This is a genomic window from Curtobacterium sp. ZW137 (assembly GCF_003762905.1).
In the GTDB taxonomy this organism is placed as follows: Bacteria; Actinomycetota; Actinomycetes; order Actinomycetales; family Microbacteriaceae; genus Curtobacterium.
In genome coordinates, this window is sequence record NZ_RJKS01000002.1 from 485,525 (window position 1) to 511,434 (window position 25,910).

At 71.5% G+C, this 25,910-nt stretch carries 26 protein-coding genes; 11 read left to right on the forward strand and 15 right to left on the reverse strand.

The window, feature by feature from the left end; genetic code table 11:
- Positions 1–138 precede the first annotated feature (138 nt).
- From EDF55_RS07450 to EDF55_RS07470, 5 genes are all read right to left on the reverse strand, one after another.
- Complete coding sequence (locus EDF55_RS07450; protein ID WP_123654292.1) at positions 139–399, reverse strand: hypothetical protein; 261 nt, start codon at positions 397–399, stop codon at positions 139–141.
- A gap of 153 nt (positions 400–552) precedes the next feature.
- Positions 553–756, reverse strand: coding sequence for a hypothetical protein (locus EDF55_RS07455; protein WP_123654293.1), 204 nt, complete (start codon positions 754–756; stop codon positions 553–555).
- A gap of 11 nt (positions 757–767) precedes the next feature.
- Positions 768–956: a hypothetical protein gene (locus EDF55_RS07460; RefSeq protein ID WP_123654294.1), complete on the reverse strand. Its 189-nt coding sequence runs from the start codon at positions 954–956 to the stop codon at positions 768–770.
- The gene (locus tag EDF55_RS07465) at positions 935–1,534 is read right to left on the reverse strand and encodes a hypothetical protein (RefSeq protein ID WP_123654295.1); all 600 of its coding nucleotides are present in this window, start codon (positions 1,532–1,534) and stop codon (positions 935–937) included. The genes EDF55_RS07460 and EDF55_RS07465 overlap by 22 nt, the downstream gene beginning before the upstream one ends.
- A 128-nt stretch (positions 1,535–1,662) precedes the next feature.
- Positions 1,663–3,525 carry a glycoside hydrolase family 15 protein gene (locus EDF55_RS07470; protein WP_260235854.1) on the reverse strand — a complete coding sequence of 621 codons (1,863 nt, stop codon included), beginning with the start codon at positions 3,523–3,525 and terminating at the stop codon, positions 1,663–1,665.
- 118 nt (positions 3,526–3,643) lie between these two features.
- Between EDF55_RS07470 and EDF55_RS07475 the strand changes: the two genes are divergently transcribed.
- The 5 genes from EDF55_RS07475 to EDF55_RS07495 are packed head-to-tail and all read left to right on the forward strand — an operon-like array spanning position 3,644 to position 9,533.
- Positions 3,644–4,906 (forward strand): MFS transporter, encoded by a 1,263-nt coding sequence (locus tag EDF55_RS07475; RefSeq protein WP_123654297.1) that lies wholly within the window; start codon positions 3,644–3,646, stop codon positions 4,904–4,906.
- Positions 4,903–6,258, forward strand: coding sequence for a guanine deaminase (gene guaD, locus EDF55_RS07480; protein WP_123654298.1), 1,356 nt, complete (start codon positions 4,903–4,905; stop codon positions 6,256–6,258). Before EDF55_RS07475 ends, guaD begins: the two co-directional genes overlap by 4 nt.
- 12 nt (positions 6,259–6,270) lie before the next feature.
- The gene (locus EDF55_RS07485) at positions 6,271–7,596 is read left to right on the forward strand and encodes an MFS transporter (protein WP_123654299.1); all 1,326 of its coding nucleotides are present in this window, start codon (positions 6,271–6,273) and stop codon (positions 7,594–7,596) included.
- 18 nt (positions 7,597–7,614) lie between these two features.
- On the forward strand, positions 7,615–8,880 hold the full coding sequence (locus tag EDF55_RS07490; RefSeq protein WP_123654300.1) for an ion channel protein: 1,266 nt from the start codon (positions 7,615–7,617) through the stop codon (positions 8,878–8,880).
- Positions 8,880–9,533, forward strand: a complete 654-nt coding sequence (locus EDF55_RS07495; protein WP_123654301.1) for a potassium channel family protein — start codon at positions 8,880–8,882, stop codon at positions 9,531–9,533. The genes EDF55_RS07490 and EDF55_RS07495 overlap by 1 nt, the downstream gene beginning before the upstream one ends.
- On the opposite strand, the gene EDF55_RS07500 is transcribed toward EDF55_RS07495, so the two are convergent.
- From EDF55_RS07500 to EDF55_RS07510, 3 genes are read right to left on the reverse strand one after another with little or no spacing between them, the layout of a single operon-like run.
- Entirely contained in the window at positions 9,466–10,428 is a 963-nt protein-coding gene (locus EDF55_RS07500) for a hypothetical protein (protein ID WP_123654302.1), read from the reverse strand. The two genes, EDF55_RS07495 and EDF55_RS07500, sit on opposite strands and share 68 nt — an antisense overlap.
- Entirely contained in the window at positions 10,421–10,942 is a 522-nt protein-coding gene (locus EDF55_RS07505; RefSeq protein WP_123654303.1) for a hypothetical protein, read from the reverse strand. The genes EDF55_RS07500 and EDF55_RS07505 overlap by 8 nt, the downstream gene beginning before the upstream one ends.
- Before the next feature lie 4 nt (positions 10,943–10,946).
- Entirely contained in the window at positions 10,947–12,650 is a 1,704-nt protein-coding gene (locus tag EDF55_RS07510; protein WP_123654304.1) for a hypothetical protein, read from the reverse strand.
- A gap of 165 nt (positions 12,651–12,815) precedes the next feature.
- Between EDF55_RS07510 and EDF55_RS07515 the strand changes: the two genes are divergently transcribed.
- On the forward strand, positions 12,816–13,691 hold the full coding sequence (locus tag EDF55_RS07515; RefSeq protein WP_123654305.1) for a DUF808 domain-containing protein: 876 nt from the start codon (positions 12,816–12,818) through the stop codon (positions 13,689–13,691).
- A gap of 115 nt (positions 13,692–13,806) precedes the next feature.
- Here the strand turns inward: EDF55_RS07515 and EDF55_RS07520 are convergent, their stop codons facing one another.
- Positions 13,807–14,583: an alpha/beta fold hydrolase gene (locus tag EDF55_RS07520; protein WP_123654306.1), complete on the reverse strand. Its 777-nt coding sequence runs from the start codon at positions 14,581–14,583 to the stop codon at positions 13,807–13,809.
- A 50-nt stretch (positions 14,584–14,633) separates the two neighbouring features.
- Here EDF55_RS07520 and EDF55_RS07525 point away from each other — a divergent pair, with 50 nt between their 5' ends.
- Complete coding sequence (locus tag EDF55_RS07525; protein ID WP_123654307.1) at positions 14,634–15,137, forward strand: MarR family winged helix-turn-helix transcriptional regulator; 504 nt, start codon at positions 14,634–14,636, stop codon at positions 15,135–15,137.
- 36 nt (positions 15,138–15,173) lie between these two features.
- Positions 15,174–15,911, forward strand: coding sequence for a GAF and ANTAR domain-containing protein (locus EDF55_RS07530; RefSeq protein ID WP_123654308.1), 738 nt, complete (start codon positions 15,174–15,176; stop codon positions 15,909–15,911).
- A 48-nt stretch (positions 15,912–15,959) separates the two neighbouring features.
- Here EDF55_RS07530 and EDF55_RS07535 read toward each other — a convergent pair whose 3' ends face one another.
- Genes EDF55_RS07535 through EDF55_RS07550 form a run of 4 tightly spaced genes read right to left on the reverse strand, consistent with a single transcriptional unit; the run spans position 15,960 to position 21,112 of the window.
- Positions 15,960–16,970 (reverse strand): carbohydrate ABC transporter permease, encoded by a 1,011-nt coding sequence (locus tag EDF55_RS07535; RefSeq protein WP_123654309.1) that lies wholly within the window; start codon positions 16,968–16,970, stop codon positions 15,960–15,962.
- Positions 16,970–17,938 (reverse strand): carbohydrate ABC transporter permease, encoded by a 969-nt coding sequence (locus tag EDF55_RS07540; protein ID WP_185017216.1) that lies wholly within the window; start codon positions 17,936–17,938, stop codon positions 16,970–16,972. The genes EDF55_RS07535 and EDF55_RS07540 overlap by 1 nt, the downstream gene beginning before the upstream one ends.
- 1 nt (position 17,939) lies before the next feature.
- Complete coding sequence (locus EDF55_RS07545; protein ID WP_260235855.1) at positions 17,940–19,316, reverse strand: ABC transporter substrate-binding protein; 1,377 nt, start codon at positions 19,314–19,316, stop codon at positions 17,940–17,942.
- 41 nt (positions 19,317–19,357) lie between these two features.
- Complete coding sequence (locus EDF55_RS07550; protein ID WP_123654310.1) at positions 19,358–21,112, reverse strand: alpha-amylase family glycosyl hydrolase; 1,755 nt, start codon at positions 21,110–21,112, stop codon at positions 19,358–19,360.
- 135 nt (positions 21,113–21,247) lie between these two features.
- Here EDF55_RS07550 and EDF55_RS07555 point away from each other — a divergent pair, with 135 nt between their 5' ends.
- Both EDF55_RS07555 and EDF55_RS07560 read left to right on the forward strand, forming a co-directional pair.
- A complete protein-coding gene (locus EDF55_RS07555; protein ID WP_123654311.1) occupies positions 21,248–22,258 on the forward strand; it encodes a LacI family DNA-binding transcriptional regulator in 1,011 nt (336 codons plus the stop codon).
- 97 nt (positions 22,259–22,355) lie between these two features.
- The gene (locus tag EDF55_RS07560) at positions 22,356–22,700 is read left to right on the forward strand and encodes a cupin domain-containing protein (RefSeq protein WP_123654312.1); all 345 of its coding nucleotides are present in this window, start codon (positions 22,356–22,358) and stop codon (positions 22,698–22,700) included.
- Between the two features lie 21 nt (positions 22,701–22,721).
- On the opposite strand, the gene EDF55_RS07565 is transcribed toward EDF55_RS07560, so the two are convergent.
- The gene (locus tag EDF55_RS07565; RefSeq protein ID WP_123654313.1) at positions 22,722–23,477 is read right to left on the reverse strand and encodes a PspA/IM30 family protein; all 756 of its coding nucleotides are present in this window, start codon (positions 23,475–23,477) and stop codon (positions 22,722–22,724) included.
- On the reverse strand, positions 23,474–24,031 hold the full coding sequence (locus tag EDF55_RS07570; RefSeq protein WP_132048881.1) for a hypothetical protein: 558 nt from the start codon (positions 24,029–24,031) through the stop codon (positions 23,474–23,476). Before EDF55_RS07570 ends, EDF55_RS07565 begins: the two co-directional genes overlap by 4 nt.
- Before the next feature lie 174 nt (positions 24,032–24,205).
- Here EDF55_RS07570 and EDF55_RS07575 point away from each other — a divergent pair, with 174 nt between their 5' ends.
- Positions 24,206–25,909 carry a collagen-binding domain-containing protein gene (locus tag EDF55_RS07575; RefSeq protein ID WP_185017218.1) on the forward strand — a complete coding sequence of 568 codons (1,704 nt, stop codon included), beginning with the start codon at positions 24,206–24,208 and terminating at the stop codon, positions 25,907–25,909.
- Position 25,910 lies beyond the last annotated feature (1 nt).

The window sequence follows — 25,910 nt, forward strand, 5'->3', positions numbered from 1 at the left end:
GGCGACCCCGACGCCGGAGCCGACCCCGGCCTCCCGGCCGACCGCGCTCCACGTGAACGGGGCGACCTCGCCCATGGCGGTCGACCCGAGCGCCACCGTGCGGTTCTCCTGGGCGCCGGACGCGGCGGTGCAGCGCACCTACCGGATCGTCGTGGCCACGTCGCCGACGGCAGCGGCGGCGGGCACCGGGGACGTATGGGACTCCGGGAACGTGACGTCGGCGGCGACGCAGAACGTGCCGTACCGGGGACCGCGCCTGGCGAACGCGACGCGGTACTGGTTCAGCGTGCAGAGCACCGGCGACGACCGCCCCGCCTCGCCGTGGGCGACGCCGTCGACGTTCGGCACCACGGTGAGCGCGTGGTCCGCGAAGCCGATCTGGTCCGCGAAGCCGACCACCGCGTGGCAGAGCTACACCGTCGACGCGACGGTCACCGTGCACGCGGTGGCCATGGGCCTGGTGTTCCGGGCGAAGGACGCACACAACGGGTACCTGTGGCAGTTCCGCGCGGACAACGACACGCTCGTGCCGCACGTCCAGCGGAACGGCGCCTACCGGGCACTGCCCGCGATCCGGCTGGCGAACGCCGGCGTCCGCATCACCCGGGGCTCCGCGTTCCCGGTCCGCATCGTGGTCACGGGGAACCGGATCGTCACCTCGGTCCGCGGGACGGTCGTGGACGACCGGCGGGACTCGACGTTCACGGAGGGGTGGGTCGGCGTCCGCACCGGCGCTTCGGAGCGGGGATCGATCACCGGACTCCGCGTCACGTCCTCGGACGGGGCGGCCCTCTGGTCGGCGAGCGGGACGGCCAGCCGATCACGGCCGGCGCAGCAGCCCACAGGGCGAGGCCGAGGAGCGTCGCGATCAGCCCGCGCGCGAGCGTCGCGACGACGACCCGTACCCAGTCCACGACGTCACCGAGCCGGGGGCTCAGCTGTTCTGGGCCTCCCACGTGAACCCGAGGGCCGCCGTCCCGCCCTGGACGGTGTTCGGGGCGGAGGTCGGGACCGTGTAGGTCATGCGGAAGACCTTGGACTCGGACGCGGTGCCGGTGGGCGCCCAGCCGCCGACGCCGGTCGCGAAGTTCGTGGACGTCGACCCGAAGCCGGCGACCGTGCCGCTGTAGAGCGAGCCACCCGTCGTCGCGGCGACGAAGCCGGTGCAGGACCCGAAGCCACCGCCGGTGCCCTGCTCGATCGTCAGGTTGATGTTCGCCGCGAGGTTGTTCGTCGTCGCCGCGTTCGTGCCGTAGAGCTTCACGGTCGAGGGCAGCGAACCGGTCGAGGTGACCGTGATGCAGTTCGCCCCCGTCGAGCCGGGCTTCAGGGCCGTCGCGTTGAAGAGCGCGGTGTTGTTGTCGTCGTCGGTGAGCGCGACGCTCCCGGCGGTCCAGTTGCTCGTCGGGTTCACCGTCGTGGCCGAGAAGGCCGAGTACGACGCGGTGGAGACGACGACGCCCGAGGCGACGAGGGCGGCGGGGATGGCGATCCAGGCCGCGAGACGGGCGGCGCGAGGGGTGACACGAGGCATGACGGTGCTCCAGATGGTGGAGAGATCTGATCGGTGGTGGCCCGGGACCGCGGTGGTTGGTCGCGCTGCGTGCCGTGTTGGTTGACGATCAAGCTACTCGGCAGTCGAACGAAGAACAAGGGGGTGTGTCACCCCTGAGGAGGGGGCGTCGTTCCGGACCCGTCGAGCGCGGTGTCGAGAGCGAGCGCGGCGTTGATCAGGGCCAGGTGGGTGAACGCCTGCGGGAAGTTCCCGAGCTGCTCGCCGGTCAGCCCGATCTCCTCCGAGTACAGCCCGAGGTGGTTGGCGTAGGTCAGCATCTTCTCGAACACGAGTCGCGCCTCGTCCACGCGACCGGCGCGCGCGAGGGACTCGACGAACCAGAACGTGCAGAGCGAGAAGGTCCCCTCCGAACCGCGCAACCCGTCCGGCGACGCGGCCGGGTCGTACCGGTAGACCAGGCTGTCCGAGACGAGGTCCCGCTCGATCGCGCCGAGCGTGGACTGCCAGAGCGGGTCGTCCGAGGAGATCATCCCGACCATCACCATCCGGAGGATCGACGCGTCGAGGACATCGGTGTCGTAGTGCTGCACGAACGCTCCTCGGTCCGCACTCCAGCCGCGTGTCATCACCTGCTCGTAGACGCGGTCACGCTCCGCGGTCCACCTGGCGACGTTCCCTGGCCTGCCGGTCGCCCCCGCGAGGCGGATGCCCCGATCGAACGCCGCCCACGAGTTCACCCGTCCGTACGTGAAGTGCTGCCGCCCGCCCCGCGTCTCCCACACGCCCTCGTCCGGTTGGTCCCAGTGGTCGGCGAGCCAGTCGAGCACCGACGCGAGCTCCGTCCACGTCCGGTGCCCCACCTGCACGCCGTGCTGGTCGGCCGCGTGGATGGCGTCGAGGGCCTCGCCGTAGATGTCGAGCTGCAACTGGTCCGACGCGCCGTTGCCGATCCGGACCGGTCGCGAGGCGGCGTAGCCGTCCAGGTGCGGGAGCTCCTCCTCGCCCAGCAGTGACGACCCGTCGATCCGGTACATGATCTTCAGCGGCCCGGAGTCGTTCCCGACCTGCTCGTGCATACGGTCGGACAGCCACGCGATGTACGAGCGGGCCTCGTCCACGAACCCGAGCCCGAGCAGCGCCGAGACCGAGAACGATGCGTCGCGGATCCACGTGAACCGGTAGTCCCAGTTGCGTTCGCCGCCCAGCTGTTCCGGCAGGCCGGCGGTCGGTGCGGCGACCAGTGCGCCGCTCGGGCGGTAGGTCAGGAGCTTCAGCGTGATGGCGGAGCGGTTCATCTGCTCACGCCACCGGCCGCGGTAGGTGGACCGGGCGAGCCATCCCCGCCAGTGCTCGAGCGTGCCGTCGAACAGCGCGCGCGCCTCTGCTTCCGCGAACCTCCTCGGCTCGGACGCGGACCCGTACTCGAGCATCCCACCGCCCACGTCGCCGACGCGGAGCGTTCCGGTGCCGTGCAGGGCCGCGCCGCCGGCGGCTCCGTCCACGGCGTCGACCCGCAACCGGTCCGTCAGCGTCCCGGCGAGGTGCACGGTCAGCTGCTCCTCCCCGGCGCGGAAGACGGCGCCGTGCTCGGTCCGCTCGACCGTGTGCGGCGCGCGCCCGTAGTCGAACGCGGGCCGGAGGTCGAAGCGCAACGCGACCTCGCCGCGGACCACGCGGACGATGCGGACCAGCCGGTGGTGGTCGGAGGACCGGGTCTCCTCGGCCACCGGCATGAAGTCGACGACCTCGGCCACACCGTCCTCCGTCATGAACCGCGTGATGAGCACCGCGGAGTCCGGGTGGTAGAGCTGCCGGGTCGTGTACGCATCCGTCACCGGGCGGATCTGGCAGAAGCCGCCGCGATCCGGGTCGACGAGCGCGGTGAAGAGCGCGGGCGAGTCGAAACGGGGCAGGCACAGCCAGTCGATGCTGCCGTCGGTGGAGACGAGCGCGGCGGTCTGCAGGTCGCCGATGATGCCGTGTTCGGAGATGCGGGAGGAGTTCGTCACGGGGTGATCGTGACCCTCCGTGGATCGCCGGACCTCACCCGCTCGGGGCGATCCCCGGGGTGCGCCGACGGCCGTACGGTCCGTTCCACGGATCGAACGACGAGGTGGGAGGCACGTGATGACCAGTCCAGCCCGCACCGCCGACCGGTCCGGCGCGCGTGTCGGCGGACCGCGCGCGTGGCTCGTCTGGGCACTGGCCAGCACGTTCGTGGTCTGGATCTTCGGCATCCAGACCGCGTACGCCGTCATCTCGCCCGACATCCAGGCGAGTGCCCACCTGACCCTGACGCAGATCGGCCTCGCCGGCTCGACGTACACGTGGGTCTTCGCCGTCGCGCAGTTCTTCTCCGGCGCGCTCCTCGACCGCTTCGGCAGCTGGCCGCTGCTCACGATCGCCGCGGCCCTCGTCACCATCGGCGCCTTCCTCTACGCGGCGACGACGGGCTTCGGCACGCTCGTCCTCGCACAGGTCGTGCTCGCCGTCGGCGCCTCCTTCGGGTTCGTCGGCGCCGGCTACATCGGCGGCTCCTGGTTCGCGGCCGCGCGGTACGGGCTGATGTTCGGGCTGGTGCAGGCGCTGGCGTCCCTGGGGTCCGCCGTCGGGCAGCCCGTGGTCCTGGTGGCGCTGCGCGCCCTGGACTGGAGCCAGCTCGTCGTGGCGTTCGGGGCGTTCGGCGTGCTCCTGGTGCTCCTGTTCGCGGCGTTCGTCCGCAACCGGCCGTCCGACGGGCTCGGCACCACCGACGAGAGCGGGGCGAGCGGCGGCCTGTTCGCCGGGCTGGCTCGGTGCTTCGCCTCGCCGAGGGTCCTCATCGCGTCCGTCGTGGCCGGTGCCGCATTCGGCACGATGCTCGCGCTCGGGACGCTCTGGGGACCGCGGCTCATGGAGGCGCGCGGGTTCCCGAGCGGGTTCTCGACGATCCTCACCGCGGTGGCCTGGCTCGGCCTCGCGGCGGGGGCGCCGCTGGTGAACGTCGTGTCCGACCGGTGGCACAGCAGACGACGGCCGGCCATCGGCGCGCTGGTGCTCCAGGGGATCGCCATCGCGCTCGTCCTGTACCTCCCGAGCCCCGGCAACGGCGCCGCGATCGTCCTGATGTTCGCGGTCGGGCTGTTCTCGGGTGTCCAGATGCTCGGGTTCACCATCGCGAGCGAGGCGGTGCCGCAGCACCGCATCGGGACGGCGTCGGCGATCGTCAACGGCGTCTGCTTCGTGTTCGGCGGGGTGCTCCTCGCCGTCCCGGGCGCCCTGCTGCCCGCGCACCCGGGGTTCGCCGACTACCGCTCCGCGCTCTGGCCGATGCCGGCGCTCATCGCGGTCGCCGTCGTCGCCGCGTGCCTCCTCCGCGAACACCCACCAGAAGGGAAGTCCCGCTCGTGAACGCCCAGACCAGCACAGCCGTCCGCGGACACGTCGTCACCGTGGTCGGCGACCCGTTCCTGAACGGCGACGAGGCGGTCCTCGTCGAACACACCGACGGGATCGTCGTCGTCGAGGACGGCGTCATCACGGCCGTCGGCCCCTACGCCGAACTGCGGTCGACGCTGCCAGCGGACCTGGCGGTCGACCACTACCCGGGCGCGATCATCAGCGCGGGCTTCGTCGACACGCACGTGCACTACGTCCAGACCGGGATCATCGCGGCCTTCGGCGCGCAGCTCATCGACTGGCTGAACGAGTACACGTTCGTGGAGGAGCAGCGGTTCGCCGATCGGGCGCACGCCGACCGCGTCGCACGGGTCTTCTTCGACCAGTTGCTGGCGAACGGGACGACCACCGCGCTGACCTTCTGCGCCGTCTACCCGGCGTCCGTCGACGCCTTCTTCGCCGAGGCGCAACGCCGGAACATGCTGATGATCGGCGGCAAGGTCCTGATGGACCGGAACGCCCCTGCCGGACTGCTCGACACGGCGGAACGGGGGTACGACGAGTCGAAGGCGCTCATCGAGCGGTGGCACGAGGTCGGCCGCAGCCGGTACGCGATCACACCGCGTTTCGCGCCGACCAGCTCGGAGGCGCAGCTCGAGGCCGCCGCGACGCTCCACCGCGAACACCCGACCACCCTGGTGCAGACGCACGTGTCCGAGAACACCGGCGAGATCGCCTGGGTCCGTTCGCTCTTCCCGGACCGTGCCGGGTACCTCGACGTGTACGACAACGCGGGACTCCTCGGTCCCGGGACGGTCCTCGCCCACGGCGTACACCTCACGGCAGCCGAGCGGATCCGGTGTTCCGAGACCGGGACCGCGGTGTCGCACTGCCCGACGTCGAACCTGTTCCTCGGCAGCGGCCTGTTCCACATCCACCAGGCGAAGTCCGGCCGGCATCCGCTCACCGTCGGCCTCGGCACGGACATCGGCGCCGGCACGAGCTTCTCGCTCCTCAGCACGATGAACGAGGCGTACAAGGTCGCGCAGATGACCCAGTACCCGCTCGACGCGATCAAGATGTTCTACCTCGCCACGCTCGGCGGCGCGGAAGCGCTCGGGCTGGCCGACCGGATCGGGTCCATCGAGGTGGGCAAGGACGCCGACCTCGTCGTCCTCGACGCGGCGGCGACGGACCTCCTGCGCTTCCGGCAGGAGACCGTCGACTCGCTCGAGGAGCAGCTCTTCGTGCTGTCCGTGATGGCCGACGACCGCACCGTCGCCGCCACCTACGTCGCCGGAGCGCTCGCACACGTCCGAGACGGCGAGCGCCACGACGGCGCGACCGCACCCACCACACGCTAGGGAGACGAGACGATGTCAACTGGTCACGCGGCATACGCACACGGGGCGCACCGCTGGTTCGCCGGCCACCGGACGATCGGTGGCCCCGAGGCCTGGCTGGTCTGGGTCCTCGCCACGGTCTTCGTGATCTGGCTCTTCGCGATCCAGACCGGCTACGCGGTCGTCTCGCCCGACATCCAGAAGACGGCGCACCTCACGATCGCCGAGATCGGGCTCGCCGCGTCGATCTACACGTGGGTGTTCGCGATCGTGCAGTTCTTCTCCGGCGCACTGCTCGACCGGTTCGGCAGCAGGCCGCTGATGGCGATCGCGGTGGGGCTCGTCGCGGTCGGGGCGTTCCTCTACGCGGGCACGACCAGCTTCGCCACGCTCGCCATCGCCCAGAGCGTGCTCGCGATCGGTTCGTCCTTCGGGTTCGTCGGAGCCGGGTACCTCGGCGGGAAGTGGTTCGACGCCGCGAAGTACGGGCTGATGTTCGGCCTCGTGCAGACGTTCGCGTCGCTCGGCTCCGCCGTCGGGCAACCGCTCATCCTCGCCGTCCTCGGGCAGATGACCTGGCAGCAGCTCCTCGTCGCGTTCGGGGCGTTCGGGGTCCTGCTCGTGGTCCTCTTCGTGGTCTTCGTCCGCAACCCCTCCCCGCTGCCGACCGACGCCGCGATCGCGGTCCCCGAGGGCGAGTCGAACGTCGTCGCGCAGATCTTCCGCGACCTCGGCCGGTCGTTCGCCAACGTGAAGGTCGTCCTGGCATCGATCCTCGCGGGCACCTCGTTCGGGGCGATGCTCGCGGTCGGCGTGCTCTGGGGCCCCCGGATCATGGAGGCACGCGGTGCGGGGACGGACTTCGCCACCATCCTGACGGCGCTGGCGTGGCTCGGACTGGCGATCGGCGCGCCGATCGTCAACGTCGTCTCCGACCGGTGGCAGAGCCGGCGCTGGCCCGCGTTCTACGGGCTCCTGCTGCAGGCCCTCGCGATCGTCCTGGTGATCTACCTGCCCCGGGAGGGCAACGGGGCGGCGCTCGTGCTCATGCTCGCGATCGGGTTCTTCGCGGGAGCGCACATGCTCGGGTTCACCATCGCCGCCGAGGCGGTGTCCGGCGCCCTCATCGGCAGTGCGTCCGCCATCGTGAACGGCATCTGCTTCATCATCGGCGGCCTGCTCACCTCGGTGCCCGGCGCACTCCTGCCTGCCGACCCGCAGCTCGCGGACTACCAGGGCGCCCTGTGGCTCCTGCCCGCCGTGGTCGTGGTCGGCGCGATCGCTGCCGCGTGCGTCGACGAACGCGCCCCGCGCACCCAGGACGCGGCGGCACCGCCCGTCGCGACGACGCTGTCCTGACCCCCGCCGGAACCGACGATGACCGTCCGCGAACTCCTCCGGATGTCCGTCCCGGCGCTCGTCATCGGTGTGGTGGCCGCGCTGGTGCTGTTCGTCGTCGAGGCAGCAGGAGCGGCACTCGAGACGCTGCTGTGGGATGCGCTCCCCGGCGTGCTGCACGTCGACGGGTCGTCCGGCTGGTGGATCGTCCTGGTGCTGACCGCGACCGGAGCGGGTGTGGGCGTGGTCCTCCGGTTCGCACCCGGCCACGGTGGGCGCGACTCCGCGACGACGGAGCTCATCGCGCCGCCACTCGACGTGAAGACGCTGCCGTCGCTGGCCGGTGCGACGGTGCTCGGACTCGGCGGCGGTGTCAGCCTCGGTCCCGAGAACCCGGTGATCGCGATGACCACCAGCCTCCTCGTCTCGGCCGGTCGGGTCCTCCGCTCCCGGATGCGGCCGGAGACGATCGTCGCCCTCGCTGCCGCGGCGACGATCGGGGCGCTGTTCGGGACCCCCGTCGCGGCCGCCCTCGTGTTCACCGGCATGGCCGGTGGACCCTCGGACCGGCTCGCGCTGTGGGACCGGCTCTTCCTCCCACTGGTCGCTGCCGGCGCGGCCGCCGTGACGATGACCTTCCTGGCTCACCCGGCCTTCGTCGTCGACCTCCCCACCTACACGACACCGTCGGTGGGCGACCTCGGGAGCGCTGCCGTCGTCGCGAGCGCCGGAGCGTGCCTCGGAGTCGCGATGGCGTGGGTGTTCCCCGCCCTGCACCGGTTCGTGCACCGGATGCCGGGTCCCGTGGTCGCGGTCACCGTCGCCGGTGCCGGCCTCGGCCTCCTCGGTGCGGTCGGCGGGCCGGTGACGCTCTTCAACGGAGCCGACGAGATCGACGAGCTGGTCTCGGACCGCGCGCACCTGTCCGCGACGGTGCTGGCCCTCGTCATCGCGGTGAAGTGCCTCGCGCTGCTGCTCGCGGCCGCCAGCGGCTTCCGTGGCGGCCGGATCTTCCCCGCCGTCTTCATCGGTGCGGCACTCGGGCTCCTGGCCCACGAGCTCGTCCCCGCAGTGCCGCTCACCGTCGCCATCGCGAGCGGCGTCGTCGGGGTCGTCCTCGCGGTCGCGCGTGACGGCTGGATCGCGCTCTTCATCGGCGCGACCATCACGGGCAGCGTCCCGGTGCTCGCCGTCCTCTGCGTCGCGATCCTGCCGGCGTGGCTGATCGTGTCCCGCGCCCCCGAGTTCATCGCCGTGCCGTCAGCGCCCGCCGTCCCCGTGCCCCGGTCAGGAGCGCGGTGGTGATGCGCCGTCCCGAGGCCCAGACGATGCTGCAGGCCCGCTCCCGCTGGGAACGCCGAACCGGCTGGCCGCTCGCCGGCCTCAGCCTGTTCTTCATCTGCGCGTACTCGTTCCTCGTGCTCTTCCCCCGCGCGAGCGGGAGCGCGTCGACTGCGCTGGAGGTCTCCCTGGGCGTGGTCGTCGCTGCGCTCGTCGCCGACGTCGTCATCCGGCTCGTCCTGACCCCGCGCGGCTCGCGATTCGACTTCGTCGTGCACCACCCGGTGGACGTCCTCGCCGTCGCACTGCCCCTGTTCCGGGCGTTCCGGGCCGTCCGCCTCGTGGAGCGCATCCCCCTCCCGAGCTCACGCGACGCGGTGAGGGTCCGGGTCCTGCTCTCCGCCGTGTCGTACGCCACGCTCTTCATGTACTTCATCGCGCTCGCGACCCTGCAGGCCGAGCGCGGGGCACCGGGTGCGACGATCACCGACCTCGGCACCGCACTGTGGTGGGCATCGGTGACGATCGCGACGGTCGGCTACGGCGACACCTACCCCGTCACGGTGCTCGGGCGACTCCTGGCGGTGGTGCTGATGGCCGGCGGCGTCGTCATCGTGGGGACCGCGACCGCCCTGATCCTGTCCTGGCTCGGCGATCACCTCGCGCCGCACGACTAGCCGAGGTGGACTCGCGGCCCAGCCAGAACGCCATCCACAGCAGGACCGCGCCGGCGAAGGCGACGCCCAGCACGAGCCGCATGGTCGGGCTCATCGTGTCCGACGCCGCGAGGGAGCACCAGAGCACGCAGGGCAGTCCTGCGGCGAACGCGAACGTGAACGCGTCGAGCCCCATCACGACGCCGCACGCGACGTGGAACACCACGGCGGCGACGACCAGGACGAGCGCGAGTCGCGGCGGCAGCACGATCGCGAGCGGGAAGAACGACTCGCCCGCGACGATCCCCCACGAGCCGAGCACGAACAGTCGCGCCGGGACCGTGCGCCGAAGACCCGACACCCCGAAGTACTCCGTGCTCACGATCCCGCGCAGGCCCCGGCCACTCCACCACATCACCGACTGCGCCTTCGACAGTCCGGCGACGCAGTAGGCGAGCGCCACGATCGCACCGACGAACAGCGCTGCCGCGGTCCGCGCCACCGGGGACGCGCTCGCCGCCCCCGCCACCGCGAGGGCCAGCGTGAGCACCCGGAGCATGTCGTCGGCGCCGTCCAGGCCGAGCCGTAGGTACGGGGTGAGGACCGCGCCGGCCACGAACGCCACGCAGAAGCCCGGCCAGATCGACGGCCAGACGATCAGCTGCACACCGGCGAGGCACTGAACCCCGGCGGCCACCCGGACCACGGTCGTGCCCGACGCCCGCAACCGGTGCGCCACGCGGAGCACGGACACGTCGATGCGGAGGCGCGTGAGCAACGGGGTGAGCCGGACGTCGAGCGCCCCGCCCGGCGCAAGCGCCCGCATCCCGACGAGCACCTGCACGCCGGCGAGCAGCGTCGCGAGCCCGATGCAACGGCCGCTGAGCGACAGCGCCGACGCGGCATCGTCAAGCATCCGTGCCGCCGAGGGCATGCCGCTCCGACAGGAACCACCGCAGGCGCTCGCTGTCGTCGGCCAGTGCGGCGCGGACGCAGTCGACGCGGTACTGGATCTCGCCGGAGGCGGTCCCGGCTCGTTCGGCATGACGACTCACGACGCCGAGGACCAGGAGGTAGGACGGGTCGAGGACCGGCACCCGGACGTCACCGCTCGACCAGCTGATGGTGTGCGCGGCCGTCCAGAGCGCCTTCCTCGACCGGCGGGACGTGTTGAGCACCGCATCCGTCCAGCGCCGCGGTCGCGGGATCGGCACTCGCACCCAGTCCCCGGGCGCACCGTCGCTCCACAGCCTGTACCAGACGAGGTAGTCCGTGATGATCGGACGCGGGGCGAACAGGTTCCACGACGGGACGAGCCCCAGCACGTCGAACCGCCGGCGCACGCTGACCGCCGGCACGCGGAGCTGGGCGATCAGCGCGACCGCGAACCACAGGGCGAACGCCCCGGCGACGAACCAGCCCCCGTCCACGTGGTCATCGCCCGAGCTGTCGCACCTGCCGGACGAGGTCCTCGAACGTGGGGAGCACCGCGCCCTCGACGCCGTCGTGTGCCTCACGGAGGCGTTCGGCGTAGAAGTTCCGGTACAGCTCGGGGAGCTCGAACACCGACTCGTCCGGGCGCGCGATGTAGTCGCCGCTGTCGTCACCCGTGGCAGCGTGCCCACCGGCACCCTGCTCACTGCCCGCGCCGGCTTGCCCGGACTGGCCGCCGCTCTGCCCTGACTGACCGCCTTGCCCTCCCTGGCCGCTCTGCCCCGTCTGGGCGCCCTGGCCAGACTGCCCCGCACCGCCGTGGCCTGACTGGCCTGCGCCGCCCTGGCCGGACTGGCCGGCCTGCCCGCTCTGTCCGGACTGGCCCGTCCCGCCTTGTCCCGTTTGGCCCGTCCCGCCTTGGCCGGACTGGCCGGCCTGGCCGGCGTCGCCGGACTCCCCGGCGGCGCCCGCCTCCCCGGACTGCCCGGTCTCACCCGACTGGCCCGACGCGCCGGCCTGCCCCGACTCACCCGACTCGCCGGCCTCGCCGGCCTGCCCGGACTCACCCGACTCGCCGGCCTCGCCGGCCTGCCCCGACTCACCCGACTCGCCGACCTCACCCCCCTGGCCGACGTCCCCGCTGGCGCCCGACGCCCCGTGCTCCCCCGACTCGCCGTCCACACCGCGTTCACCGGACTCGCCACTCGCGCCCGTGACCCCGGACTGACCGGCGCCGTCCTGGCCGCCATCGCCGAACTGCCCTCGCGGCCCTTCGTCCCCGGCGACGCCGACGTCACCGTGCGGCCCGGCGTCCCCGCGGGGACCGGACATCCCGGTCTCGCCACGATCGCCGTCCTGCCCGGACTGCCCACTCTGCCCGACCTGCCCGACCTGCCCGGAGGGTCCGGACTGCCCCGTCTGCCCGCCCTGCCCCGACGGCCCGCGCGCACCGACCACTCCGCCCTGGCCGACTTCGGCGACCTGGCCGACGTCACCGGTCTGGCCCGACGCACCCCGCTGGCCGAGCACACCCTGCTGTCCGAACACCCCGAGCTGCCCGACGTCCCCGCGTTGTCCCAGGGCACCACGCTCCCCGAGGACGCCGTCCTGACCGCGGACCCCGACGATCCCCGTTGCGGCGCCCTGGCCGAAGTGACCGTGCGCGCCGACGTGTCCGCCCGCCTCGGCGACCGCGCCGGACTCTCCGTCGTACCCGATCTGGCCGCCCGCGCCGAGCACGCCGACGATCGAGTTCACGTCCACGTACACCGGGCGGAGCCGGTAGTCGTCGACCCGGTTGAGCAACGCGGTCCAGAGGTCGGAAGGAGTCGCGTACGCCTTGTGGAAGTTCATCAGGCCGGCAATCCGCAGCGCCTCGGCGGTGGCCGTCACACAACTGTTCGAATCCAGGTCGTACTGGCCCGGGTTCGCGCGCTTCGCGTCCATGTACGCGACGACCGCCGCGACCGCGGGATCGGCGAGCGGGAACGTCAGCTTGTCGGCGAACTCCGCACGACGGGTGTCGTCGACCGTCGGGTTGACGTACATCTTCGTGCCGTTCACCTCACGCCAGACGTCGAGCGAGGTGCGTTTGCCGGTCGAGTCGCGCACTTCGACCATGACGTGACCGAAGTCGTAGATGTACCCGGTTCCGGGAGCGAGGCCCTTCGGCGGCCGGAAGTAGACGGTGATCGTGCCGGCCATGACGCACGCTCCTCAGTCCCGGACGGCGTCGTCCGGGGACTCATGTACAGCCTGATCGCCTGAAGATACGCGCATGGCCGGGCAGCGACAAGACCGTGGTCCGAGGCTGCTCGGGGATTCAGTAGTCTGAGCGTCCGGACAGCCACGATCCCAGGAGGACCCCGCATGTCAGTCGGGTTGCTCGCCGTCGTCGACGACATCCTCTCCGCGGCCCTCAAGGCGAGCGCGAAGACCGCGGGCGTGGTCATCGACGACGCCGCCGTCACCCCGCAGTACGTGCAGGGCCTCGAGCCGGCGCGGGAGCTGCCCGTCGTCGGGCGGATCGCGCTCGGCAGCCTGTTCAACAAGTTCGTCATCATCATCCCGCTCGCGCTGCTGCTCACCGCGTTCGCGCCGTGGGTCCTGCCGTGGCTGCTCGTCCTCGGCGGGACGTACCTGTGCTTCGAGGGCGCCGAGAAGGTCACCGAGTGGTTCGGCGTCCACCACGAGCGCGCCGCCACGGAGACGGTCGGCGAGTCGAAGCTCGTCTTCGGCGCCATCCGGACCGATCTCATCCTGAGCACCGAGATCATGCTGATCGCCCTGGCCAGCCTCGACTCCGGCCTCGGGTTCTGGGCGACGCTCGGCGCGCTCGCGGTGATCGGACTCGGGATGACCCTGCTCGTCTACGGCGCCGTGGCACTGCTGGTGAAGATCGACGACATCGGTCTCCAGATGATGAAGCGCCCGGTCCGCCGTACCCGGCGTGCTGGTGCCCGCATCGTCGCTTCCATGCCCGCCGTCTTCCGCGTGATCAGCGTCGTGGGCACCGTCGCGATGCTGTGGGTCGGCGGTCACCTCGTCATCGCGAACCTCGCCGAGACCTTCTGGTCGGGTCCGCTGGAGCTGCTCCACGTGGTCGAGCACGCGGTCGAGGCGGCCGGCCCCGTCGTGTCCTGGGTCGTCGACACGGCGGTGTCGGCCGTCGCCGGCCTGCTGCTCGGCATGGTCGTGGTGACGATCGTCGCCGGGATCGCGCGGGCGCGGGGCCGGTCCCACTGACGGACGGGAGGCCGGGTGCGAGCTGGCGCCGAGCCTCCCGTCCGATGTCTGCCGTGTCCACGGCCCGCGCACCGTCGCGCCGATCGGTCCGGTCAGACGCCGCCGATCGCTCCGGTCAGACCCCGACGAGGAACGGGTCGATCGCCGCCCAGGTCGCGTCGGGTGCCTCGAGGTGCGGGAGGTGCCCGGCCGCCGGGACCTCGACGAAACGCGCGCCGGGCACCGCGGCAGCGACCGCCCGCCCGTAGGCCGGCGTGACGACCCGGTCACTCGCGCCCCAGACCACCAGGGTCGGGACGTCGACCACACCGAGGCGATCGAGCAGGGTCGGGTCGTTCATGCCCTGGTCGGCGATCGCGGCCATCGTGCGCCCATTCGCCTGCTGGACCGCGCGCTGCTCGTCCGTGAACCGGGCCGGGTCCACGTAGCCACGCTCGGGGTCGTGCCAGGCGACCTCGGCGAGACCGCGGGCGTCGAGCGCGAAGAAGTCCGCGATCGGCTGGCCGTCGACCACGGCGCCGACGGTGTCGATGACCACGACGGCACCGAGCAGACCGGCGTACCGGTCGTTCGCGGCAGCGTGCACGGCCATCTCGAGGGCGACCCACCCACCGATCGACGAACCGACCACGACGACGTCGCGCTCCCCGCGGTCGGCGAGCTGCGCGAGGTACGCGTGGGCGAGTTCCGCGACGGAGCCGATCGACTCCGGTCGGGCCGTCCCGTCCCAGCCGGGGTGCGTCGGCGCGACGGCGTGCATGGTCATCGCGAGGTGTCCGGCGATCGGGGCGACCGTCTGCGGGCCGCCGCCGCCGTGGAGGACGAGCGCGGTGCGAGCGGTGGGGTCACCGGCCACGACGACGGGGAGGTCTGCGGGGAGGAGGGGATCCATGACGTTCCTGTCTCAACATGTTGATCTAAATGTGTTGATACCGTAGCACCATGACGACGGACCTCGAAGCACTCGGTCAGGCGATCAAGCGCGCGCAGTACCGGAACCACCGCACGATGGACGCGGCCCTCTCCGACGTCGGCGTCAGCCTCGTGCAGTGGGACGCCCTCCGTGCGATCGACCGGATGCCCGGGGCGTCCGGTCACGACCTCGCCGTCGCGACGTTCCAGAGCGACCAGGCGTTCGGGACGCTCGCGACGCGACTCGTCGAGCGCGACCTCATCGTCCGGTCGGCAGGACGGGGGCGCCGGCTCGTGCACACCCTCACCGACACCGGCCGCGCAGCACTCGACGGTGGCCACGAGATCGCGGCGGAGGTACTCCAGGACCTGTTCGCACCGTTGCACGAAGCGCAGCGAGGCGCCCTGATGGAGGCGCTCGCCGTGCTCACCGCTCAGGAGACGGTGATCGCCACGAGCCCCGCGACGCCGGCGCGGGAGAGCAGCACCACCACGAACGGGTCGATGCCCATCCGTGTTGCGCGGACTGTCTGAACGGTGCGTTATCTGTCTGGTCGTACGATCCGGGCCATGAGCACGACCGACGAACAGCCGCGCGGAGCGGACCGGTTCGAGCGCCTGTCCGCGGGACTCACCAGCGTCCTGGAACCGGAACTCGAAGTCCTCGACGCGATGGACCGCGTCATCGCTGCGTGCGTCGAGCTCACCTCGGCGACCGAGGCCGGGATCGTCCTGGGTGACGCATCCGGCACCCTGCACGTGATCGCGTCGACCAGCGAGCGCAGCAGCGACGCGGAGGAGGCGCAGCTCGGCACGAACGAGGGCCCGTGCGTGGACTGCCACCGAACCGGGAAGGCGATCGACGTGCCGGACGTGGCCACCCACGAGTCGGTGTGGCCGGTGTTCACGGAGACCCTGCGCGGGCGAGGACTCCACGGGACGTTCGCCGAACCGATCCGGCTGCGGGACGCGACCATCGGCTCGTTGTGCGTCTTCGCAGCACACCGGGACGGGCACGACGACAGCGACGTGGTGCTGATCCAGCTGCTCGCCGACGCCGCCTCCGCCGCACTCGTCCGGCAGCGGGACGGCGGGCGCCTGCACAGCCTCGACGAGCAGGTCCAGGACGCACTCCAGGCGCGCGTGGTCGTGGAGCAGGCGAAGGGTGCGCTCGCGTTCCGGCGTGGCATCCGCATCGACGAGGCCTTCCAGGTCCTCCGGCGCGCGGCGCACAGTGCTGGCAACGGCATGCGGGCCTCGGCCGAGGACGTCGTCCACCGCGGCTCGGACCTCGGGAGCACCGCCTGAGGAGCATCCGCGGCGGACACCGCTTCTCGGGGACCCACCACCGCCGGTTCACCCCTTGACCGCGCCGCCCAGCCCCGCCGAGTTCAGGAACATCCGCTGGAACCCGAGGAACAGCACCACCGGGATGAGCGTGGAGATCGCCAGTGCCGCCAGGAACACGTCGAGCTCGGTCGTGGACTGGATGCTCGGCAGCCGCACCGAGAGCGGCTGGAGCGCGGGGTCCGGCAGGACGAGCAGCGGCCACAGGAAGTCCTTCCACGAGTTGATGACCGCGAACACGGACACCACCCCGAGGATCGGCTTGGACATCGGCAGCACCATCGACCAGAACATCCGGAACGGTCCGGCGCCGTCGGTCGACGCGGCCTCGAAGACCTCCCGCGGGAGCGCGTCGAAGAACCGCTTGACGAGCAGTATGTTGAACGCGTTGGCGCCGGCCGGCAGCCAGACCGCCCAGTACGTGTTGATGAGCGACGTCCCGATCACGGGCGGGTGCAGGATCGTCAGGTACAGCGGGACGAGCAGCACCACCGACGGGATGAACAGCGTGGAGAGCACCATGCCCTCGAGCACGCGCGCGTACGCCGGCCGCAGGATCGAGAGCACGTAGCCGCCGGTCGTCGCGACCAGGATCTGCATCACCCACGCCCCGATGGCCAGGACGAGCGTGTTCCCGAAGTACAGGCTGATGTGGACGTCGTTCCAGGCCGCGGAGAGGTTCGCCCAGTCGACGCCGTTCGGGAACAGCGCGAGCGGCGTGCGGAGCGTGTCCTGGGTCGGGGTGATCGCGGACTTGGCGAGCCAGAGCATCGGCCCGAGGCCGAGCCCGACCAGGCCGATGAGCAGCAGCCCGTTCAGCGAGAACAGTGACGCGCGGACGGAGCGCCGGCCACGGTCGGCACGGGCGATGATGCCGCGGCTGGTGCTGTCCACCGGGGCCGCCGAACGGCGGCGCGGTCGACGGACCGGCCGGAGCGGCGGTCGACGCACCGGTGCGACGCTCGCGCCGGCGGGGTCGTCGGAGCCGAGGACGGGTGCGGAGGGAACCGTCGAGGTCATCAGACGCTCCACTTCTTCGTGAGCCGGAAGTACAGGATGCTGAGCGCCGCGAGCACGATCGCCAGCATGATGCTGAGCGCGGTGGCCGATCCGTAGTCGCCGCCGGTCGAGTTCGCGAACGCGTAGTCGTAGATCATCAGCAGGATCGTCGTGGTGGAGTTGTTCGGCCCGCCGCCGGTGAACAGGTACGGCTCGAGGAACACCTGCGCCGTCCCGATCACCTGCAGGATGAGCGTCACGAACAGCACGCCGCGGAGCTGTGGCAGCGTGACGTGCCAGATCTTCCGCCACACGCGGGCGCCGTCCACCTCGGCGGCGTCGTAGAGCTCGGGCGGCACCGAGAGCAGCGCCGCCAGGTAGATGATCACGGTGCCACCGGCCGCTGCCCACGTCGCCTCGAGCACCAGGGACGGCATCGCGGTGCCGGCGTTCTGCAGCCACGGCTGCGGCGGGATCCCGACGAAGCCGAGGATCGTGTTGAAGACACCGGTCGCGGATCCGTCGTAGAAGAACTTCCAGAGCAGCACCGCGACCACCGGCGGGACGACCACCGGCAGGTAGACCAAGGCACTGAAGAAGCCCTTCGCCCGGCGAAGCTCGCTCATCAGCACCGCCATCACGAGCGGCAGCGGGTAGCCGAACACCAGGGCCAGCACCGCGAACCACACGGTGTTGCCGATGGCCGTCGGCAGGAGCGGGTCGTGCAGGACGTTCGCGAAGTTGTCCCAACCGACGAACGTCGGCGCGGTCACCAGGTTCGTCTGCTGGAAGGACATCACCGTCGCGCGGACGATGGGCCACCAGGAGAACAGCCCGAAGACCAGGATCAGCGGGAGGGCGAAGACGAGCGTCGAGAGCCCACCCCGACGCAACCAGGTCGCGGGGGTGCGCCGCCGGTCCCGAGGACCGTCAGGGTCCGGACGGGAGGCTCGGCGCGGCTCCCGCAACCCGGTTGCGTTGGTCGTCATCTCACTTGGCCGAATCGAGCTTGGCCTGGATCTGCGTCTGCGCGTCCGACAGCAGCTTCGCCGGGTCCGCTGACTTGTCCGTCAGGACGGCCTGGACCACCGGGTCGAGCAGGCCGTAGAGCTCCTGCGTGTTCTTCGCCGGCTCCGGGACGATCGTCTGGTCGAACTGCTGCTCGGTGTACGGCTTCATCTGGTCGAGCGGCACGTTGATCCACTCCTTGGTCCACTCAAGGGTCTTGTCGTAGGTGGCCTTGTCGAAGACCGGGACCTGCGGCGCACCGACCGGCTGGTCGGAGGCGGCGAGGGTCTTCGCGTCGCGCTGGGCGTCGGCCTTCGTGAAGAGCTTCTGCATGTAGTAGAAGTCGATCCACTTGACCGCTGCGGCCTGCTGCTCGGCGGTCGACTTGGCGCTGACCGCGGCGAGCGTGCCACCGCCGAGCGCTCCGGCGTCCTTCCCGCTGAGGGGCACGACCGTCTCGCCGTAGGACTTCGGGTCGATCTGGTTCTGCGACACGAGCGAGCCGTAGTTGCCGCCGCCGGAGACGTACATGCCGACCTGGCCGGAGGCGAACGCCTGGTTGATGGCGTTCCAGTCGTAGAGGAAGTTGCCGCCCATCGAGTCGTCCTTCCACCGCATGTCCTGCATGAGCGTCAGGGCCTTCTCGTACGCGGCGGTGTCGACGGTGGCCTTGGTCTTCGCGCCGGAGCCGGTCTCCGCACGACCGCCCATCGCGTAGGCCAGTGACGTGAGGATCCAGCCGCCCGTGTTGCCCTGGGTCATCGTCGCGTAGCCGGCCTTGCCGGTCTTGTCGGCGATCTGCTTCGCGTCGGCGCGGACCTCGGCCCAGGTGGTCGGCGGCGAGTCCGGGTCGAGGCCGGCCTGGGTGAACAGGTCGCGGTTGTAGTGCAGCGCCTGGCCGTACGCCGCGATGGGGAGGGCTTCGATGTCGCCGTCCGCGTTCTCGCCGTTCTTCACGACGTTCGGGTTGAACTCCTCCGCGTACGGCAGCTTCGAGACCAGGCCGGAGATGTCTGCGATCTGGTTCTGCTGGATGAGCGACTTGCCGTCCGTGAACGGGATCGTGAACACGTCCGGCAGCGTGCCGCCGGCGAGCTCGGCGGCGAACGTCGTGCCGGTCCACGTGTACTCACGGCTCGTCACCGTGATCTTCGGGTTGGCCTTCTCGAACGCCTTCACCTGGTTCTGGAAGGCGACCTTGGCCGGCTTCTCGAGGCCGGCGTCGATGGCGACGACGATCTTGGTCTTCCCGTCGGAGCTGGCGGCGTTCGATCCGGCGCTGCAGCCGGCGAGCATGCCGATCGCTGCGGTGGTGGCGATCGCGGCGAACGCGATCCTGGTGCGTGACTTCATCGTCATGTCCTCTTGGTCGTGGAGCGGGTCGGGTGGTGCGTGCTGTGTCAGGCGGAACGGACGGTGAGCCAGACGCTCGTGTCCGGGGGCAGGGTGTGGTCGGGGAGGGGTCCGCTCGCGAGCAGGACGTCGGCGCCGTCGGGGAGCGGCACCGCGGTCGTCCCGCAGTTCGTGCGGTGGAGCAGTGCGCCGCGGTGGAACGCGATGACGTCGGGGGCGTCGTCGTCCCAGACGAGGTCGCCGTGCTGCAGGTCGTCGCCACGGCGGAGTTCGAGCACCCGGCGGTACAGGGACAGCGTCGACGCGGGGTCGTCCTGCTGCGCGGCCACCGAGTACGTCGGCCAGCCCGCGGGCTGCGGGAGCCACGGCTCGCCGGTGGTCCCGGCGGGGCTGAAACCGGCCGTCGCGGGGTCCGTCGTCCACGGCAGCGGGACACGGCATCCGTCACGGCCGGGGTCGACGCCCCCGGAACGGTGGTGCATCGGGTCCTCGATCCGGTCGAGCGGGATGTCCTCCACCTCGGGCAGCCCGAGCTCGTCGCCCTGGTAGACGTAGAGCGCACCGGGGAGCGCGGCGGCGAGCATCGCGGCGGCCCGGGCACGTCGGGCGCCGACGACGAGGTCGCTCGGCGTCCCGAACCGCTTGGTGTCGAACGCGAACGCGCTGTCCTCGCGCCCGAACCGGGTCACCGGGCGGGTGACGTCGTGGTTCGAGAGCACCCACGTCGCCGGGGCGCCGACGGGTCCGTGCACGGCGAGGGTCTCCTCGATCGCGGCACGGAGTCCCCCGGCGCCCCACGGCCGCGCCATGAAGTCGAAGTTGAACGCCATGTGGATCTCGTCGGGCCGCAGGTAGAGCGCGAACCGCTCGAGGTCCGCCAACCAGATCTCCCCCACGAGGACCCGGTCGCCGAGGGTGTCCCCGTCGTCCGTCGCCGCACGCGCGGTGTACTCGTCCGCGACCGCACGCCATCCGCGGTAGATCTCGTGCAGGTCGTCGCGGTCGACGTTGGGGTGCTGCCCGGCGGGGTACTCCCCCACGATCTCCGGCAGCGCCGGGTCCTTCGCCACGAGTGCGGCGGAGTCGATCCGGACACCGGCGACCCCGCGGTCGAGCCAGAACCGGAGGACGTCCTCGTGCTCACGCCGGACGTCCGGGTGGTCCCAGTTCAGGTCCGGCTGCTCGGGGGTGAACAGGTGCAGGTACCACTGTCCTGGTGTGCCGTCGGGGTCCGTGGTCCGCGTCCAGGTGCTGCCGGAGAAGCTCGACGGCCAGTTGCCGGGCGGCAGGTCCCCGTCCGGTCCGAGCCCGTCGCGGAACCAGAACCGGGCCCGGGCGTCGCTGCCCGGTTCGCTCGCGAGTGCCTCCTGGAACCAGGCGTGCTGGTCGGACACGTGGTTCGGGACCACGTCGACGATCGTGCGGATGCCGAGCGCGGCGGCCTCGGCGATGAGCGCCTCGGCCACGGCGACGTCGCCGAAGTCCGGGTGGATCGCGCGGTAGTCCTCGACGTCGTACCCACCGTCGGCCAGCGGTGAGCGGTACCAGGGGGTGAACCAGATCGCGTCGATGCCGAGGGCGGCGAGGTACCCGAGCCGTGACCGGACGCCCGCGAGGTCGCCGATCCCGTCGCCGTTCCCGTCCGCGAAGCTGCGCACGTAGACCTGGTAGATCGCGGCGGTGCGCCACCACTCCTGGTCGGTGACCGGCGTCGTGGAGCCGATCCGAGCCTCCAGACCGGGTTCGTCGGAGGCCGACGTGCCGGGCGTGGCCGCGGTGTCACGGGGCGGGCTGAGCGTCATCGTCCGGTCCTTCCGACGGTCGGGCGACAGTGCCTCGACCGGATTTGGTTTAGCGCTATACTCGGCGCTGGAGTGACAATATGGTGCTCCGCTCCCGGATGTCAACTCCCTTCACGAAGCAGGAACGAACCGCCCGTGCCCGTCACCCTCAAGGACATCGCCGCCGAGGCCGGAGTCAGCCTCATGACGGTCTCGAACGTCGTGAACGGCAACCACGACAAGGTCTCCGCCGGCACCATCGAGCGCGTCCGCGCCATCGTCGATCGGCGCGGCTACGTGGCCAACGCGTCCGCGCGGAGCCTCGCCGCGAAGACCTCACGGCTGATCGGCCTGCTCGTCCCGTCATCCGAACACGACATCCTCGTGCTCAGTCCGCACAACGTCGCGGTGTTCGGGTTCCTGGAACGGCAACTCCGCGATCGCGGCTACCACCTGCTGTTCCGCGGCGTGAACGAGACCGCCGAGGTCGACGTCGCACTGCGGTCCTGGAACCTCGACGGCGCGGTCGTGCTCGGGTTCCTCGACGAAGAGGTCGACGGTTTCCGACCGACCGGCGGCACCCCGATCCTGGCGCTCGACAGCTACTCCGCGAACACCCGGACCACCGGGGTGCGCTCCGACGACCGGGAGGGCGGACGGCTCGCGGCCGAACACCTGCTCGCCCTCGGACACCGGCGGATCGCGTTCGCCAGCCCGGCGTTCTCCGACGTGGGCCTGGTCCGCCAGCGCTTCGAGGGGTTCCTGCAGGCGCACCTCGAGGCCGGCGTGGCATGGGACCCGGCCGACCAGGTCGTCGTCGACCCGACGTGGGAGTTCGGCGTCACCGCCGGCGCAGCGCTCGCCGGCGACCACCCGCACGTCACCGCCGTGTTCGCCACGGCCGACATCCTGGCCGTCGGCATCACGGAGGGGCTCCGGCAGGACGGCCGCTCCGTCCCCGGCGACGTGTCGATCGTCGGCTTCGACGACATCGACGTCGCGCACTACGTCACGCCGAAGCTGACGACCGTCCGCCAGGACGTCGCGGCGAAGGGGTCGATCGCGGCGAGCATGCTCCTCGACGAGGTGCAGGGCCGGGGTGCACCCGGCGAGCCCGTGGTCATCCCCGTGGAACTGGTCGTACGGGAGTCGACGGCGGCGCGCTGAGCGCTCCGCGCGGTCCGGTGCCCCGATCCGCGGCGTTCCGGCGTCGACCGGAGGACGATGGTGGACACCGACGCACATGAACGGAAGCGAGTCGACGATGACCGCAGACGATCCCCTGGAGACGGACCCGGAGCACTACCGGCTGCTGTGGGAGAACGAGCACGTCCGGGTGCTGGACTATACGGACGAGCCGGGCGACCAGACCCACCCGCACCGGCACCCGAACAGCGTGATGGTGACGCTGACCGCGTTCGAACGGCAGCTCGCCGCTGACGACCGGACCGTGGACGTCGCGCTCCCCGCCGGGAAGGCCGTGTGGCTCGCCGCGCAACGACACTCCGGCCGCAACACCGGCGCGACCCCGACACACACCGTCCTCATCGAGCTGAAGGACGCGCCAGGGGCCGGAGCGCCGACATCCGTCCTCGGCCCGGTGCCGTGACCCGCCGTGGCCGTTCCGAGGTCAGCGCGGACCGTCGATCTCGAGCCAGGACCCGGCACCGCCCCGAGCGTCGCCGTCGATCCCGGGTCGTTCCCGCAACGCGGCGAGTTCCCGGTCGATCGCGGCGCGGTCCGTCGTCGACCCGAGTTGCCGGTCGAGGTCCGCGTCCGGTCGGCCCGTGACGTCGGGGATGCCGTTCGTCGCGAGGAGCTCGTCGGTGGCCGCAGCTCGAGCCTGCATCTGCGCGATGCGTTCCCTGGTGTGGTCGAGCCGTGCCGCGGCCTGGTCGAACTGACCGCTGATGCCGGCGACCGCCTCGTTGACGCGGACCTGTGCCGCTGAGGCCGCGTAGGAGGCCTTGATCGTCTCCTTCTCGATCCGGAACGCCGCGAGCCGTTCGCGGAGCCGCTGCTCCGTCTCCTGCAGCCGGGTCTGCTGGCGTTCGAGCCCCTCGAACTGCACGCGGAGCGTCGCGACCTGCCCGGCGACCGACGTCCGTCGTTCCAGGGCGATCCGAGCGAGGTCCTCGCGTCCCTGGACGATCGCCTCCCGCGCCTGCTCGCCGAGCCGCGCGTACCGGGCGCCCTCCTCCTGTCCCTGGAGCTCGACGCGCTTGCGGGCCGTGGCGATGTCGGCGATCCCGCGGCGCACCTGCTGGAGCATCTCGGCCTCACGGTCGTAGGTGTCGTCGAGGGCGTCGCGTGGATCGTCCATCCGGTCGATCGCTCGGGCGGCCTTGCCCTGCATGATGGCCTTCAGGCGTCCGGTGTTGCTCACGGTCGGTCCCTTCGTGTCAGGTCTCGGTACGCATTCGTCCCGGCCGCCAGCGCGGCCGCTTCCCGGTCGACGTCGTCCCGGAGGATCGAGATCCGTCCGCCGGTCTCGCTGGTGACGGAACGGATCGTGCTCGAGAGACGGTCGACGATGCCGGACAGCTCGGCGGTCTGGCTCCGGAGCGCCGGCAGCTCGACCGCGACCCGGCCGGCGTCGTGGTCGGTCAGGAGGAACGCGATCGCTCCGTCGACGGAGGCCGCACCCGCATCGATGCGGAGGACGAGCCGCCGGACTCCGGGCTCCGCTCGGTCGACCGCGATCGCGTAGGCGAGCGCCGCATGCGCCCGTTCGACCGTGCGAGCGAGGTCCGCCCTGAGCGCGATCGCGGTCCGCCGTGGTCCGGGCGTCGTCGCCATCCGGACCCGCCAGCCGATCGTCCGGACGGTCGTGCTGCGTCGGAGGGCGCGGGCCATCCGCAGCACGATGATCGCCACTGCCGCCCAGAACGCGATGAGCGCCACCACGAGCGAGACCAGCACCCAGCCGAGAACGTCCATCGAGAACCTCCTGCCGACCAGGATCACTCGCGCCGCGGCGACGGACCATCACCCGATCGGGGCGATATCGAGCGGTCCGCTCGGGTCTACGGTCGGGCGGACCGGGGAAACCAGGGCCCCGGGGTTGGGGAACACTGTGGCGTGGAGCAGGGTCGATGCGACCGTGAGCAGCAGATGACCAGTGCGACGCGGGTGCGTCGGATCACCGCGACGGGTGTCGTCGGTGCGGCGATCGGGGCGTTCGGGGCGTTCGCCCTCACGGCAGCCTCAGCGGGACCGGCGCAGGCGGCGGACGTCGCTCCGGTCAACCCCGTCACCGTGCCGGTCGACGGCCACGCGGCGAACCAGGGATTCCTGGTGTTCGTGCAGGGCGACGTCGCACTCTCCGCCGACGAGGCAGAGGGCACACTCGCCGCGGGCGGGGACCTGGCGTTCGACACGGACTACAACATCGCGGCCGGCAGCGTCCCGATCGGCGCGCCCACGCTGCCCGGCGACGACCGTCCGACGTACCTCTACGTCCAGGGCGGTGTCCAGTTCCCCGCGGACAGCGGCGCGATCCTCCGTGTCCTCAACGGCGGGCTCACACACGTCGGCGACACGTCGACCTACGACGCGTTCGACGCCGACCAGAACGGGGCGTCGATCGCCTACCGGATCGCTCCGGAGGGCGGCACCGCCGAGAGCATCCCCCGCATCGAGGGGACCGTCGCCGAGCCGGCTGCCACCGTCCCACGGCTGGCCGACCCGTCGGTCCTCGACTTCGATGCGTCCTTCACCCGCTACCGCGCGCTCTCGACCGACATCGGCACGTGCCCGGCGACGACCACCCTCGCGGACGACGAGGGCACGCCCGTCACCAGCCCCGTCCCCGACGGGTCGGCCGCCCGTGTCGCGATCCGACCGGGCGTGACGAACGTGCTGACCGTCTCCGCGGCCGACCTCGACGCCCTCGGGCAGCTCACCTTCGACGGGCTCCCCCGATCGGACAGCCCGCTGGTGGTCAACGTCACCGGGACGTCGTTCGACGGGTCCATCCCGAACCTCGCGAACCTGACCAACGGGCAGGCCCCGTTCGTGCTGTGGAACTTCCCCGACGCGACGACCGTCCACGTCACCGGTGCCGACGCGCTCGAAGGCACCATCTACGCGCCACGTGCCCTCCTGCAGTGGGACGTCACACAGAACATCGAGGGCAACGTGATCGCCGCGTCCTTCGTCCACGGGGTCCCGGCCCGACCAGGCCCCGCCCCGCGTGAGATCCACGGCTTCCCCTTCGCGGCCGAGGTGTCGTGCGTCACGACCGATGCCGTGACGGGGAACCTGACGCTCGTCAAACAGGTCGACGGCGGCACGGCCTCCGCTTCCGACTGGACGCTGACCGCTGCCGGTGCCGGGGCCGGGGCCACGACCATCAGCGGTCAGAGCGGCAGCTCCGCGGTGACCGACCAGACCGTCGCTGCGGGCGACTACACGCTCTCCGAGTCGGGCGGCCCCGACGGGTACACGGCTGGCGACTGGACGTGCGTCGGCGCGCGGGTCACCGGCGCGACGGTCACCGTCGAGGGCGGTGACGACGTGGTGTGCACCATCGTCAACACGGCCGTGTCGCCGACACCGACACCCACCCCGACGGCGCAACCGACTCCGACCCCCACCGGCACGCCGGCCCCGGACGCCGGGCCGCCGTCGGACCCGGGTGCTGGCGCAGGGCCGGAGATCACCGGTGACGGTGGGGAATCGCCCTGGGCGGATGCGGGCTCGCTCGCCTTCACCGGGTACGACCCGCTCGGGCTCACACTCGTTGCGGGAGCGCTCCTGCTCGGCGGGCTCACGCTGACCATCGTCGTCGCACGGCAGCGCGCACGTCGCTCGTGAC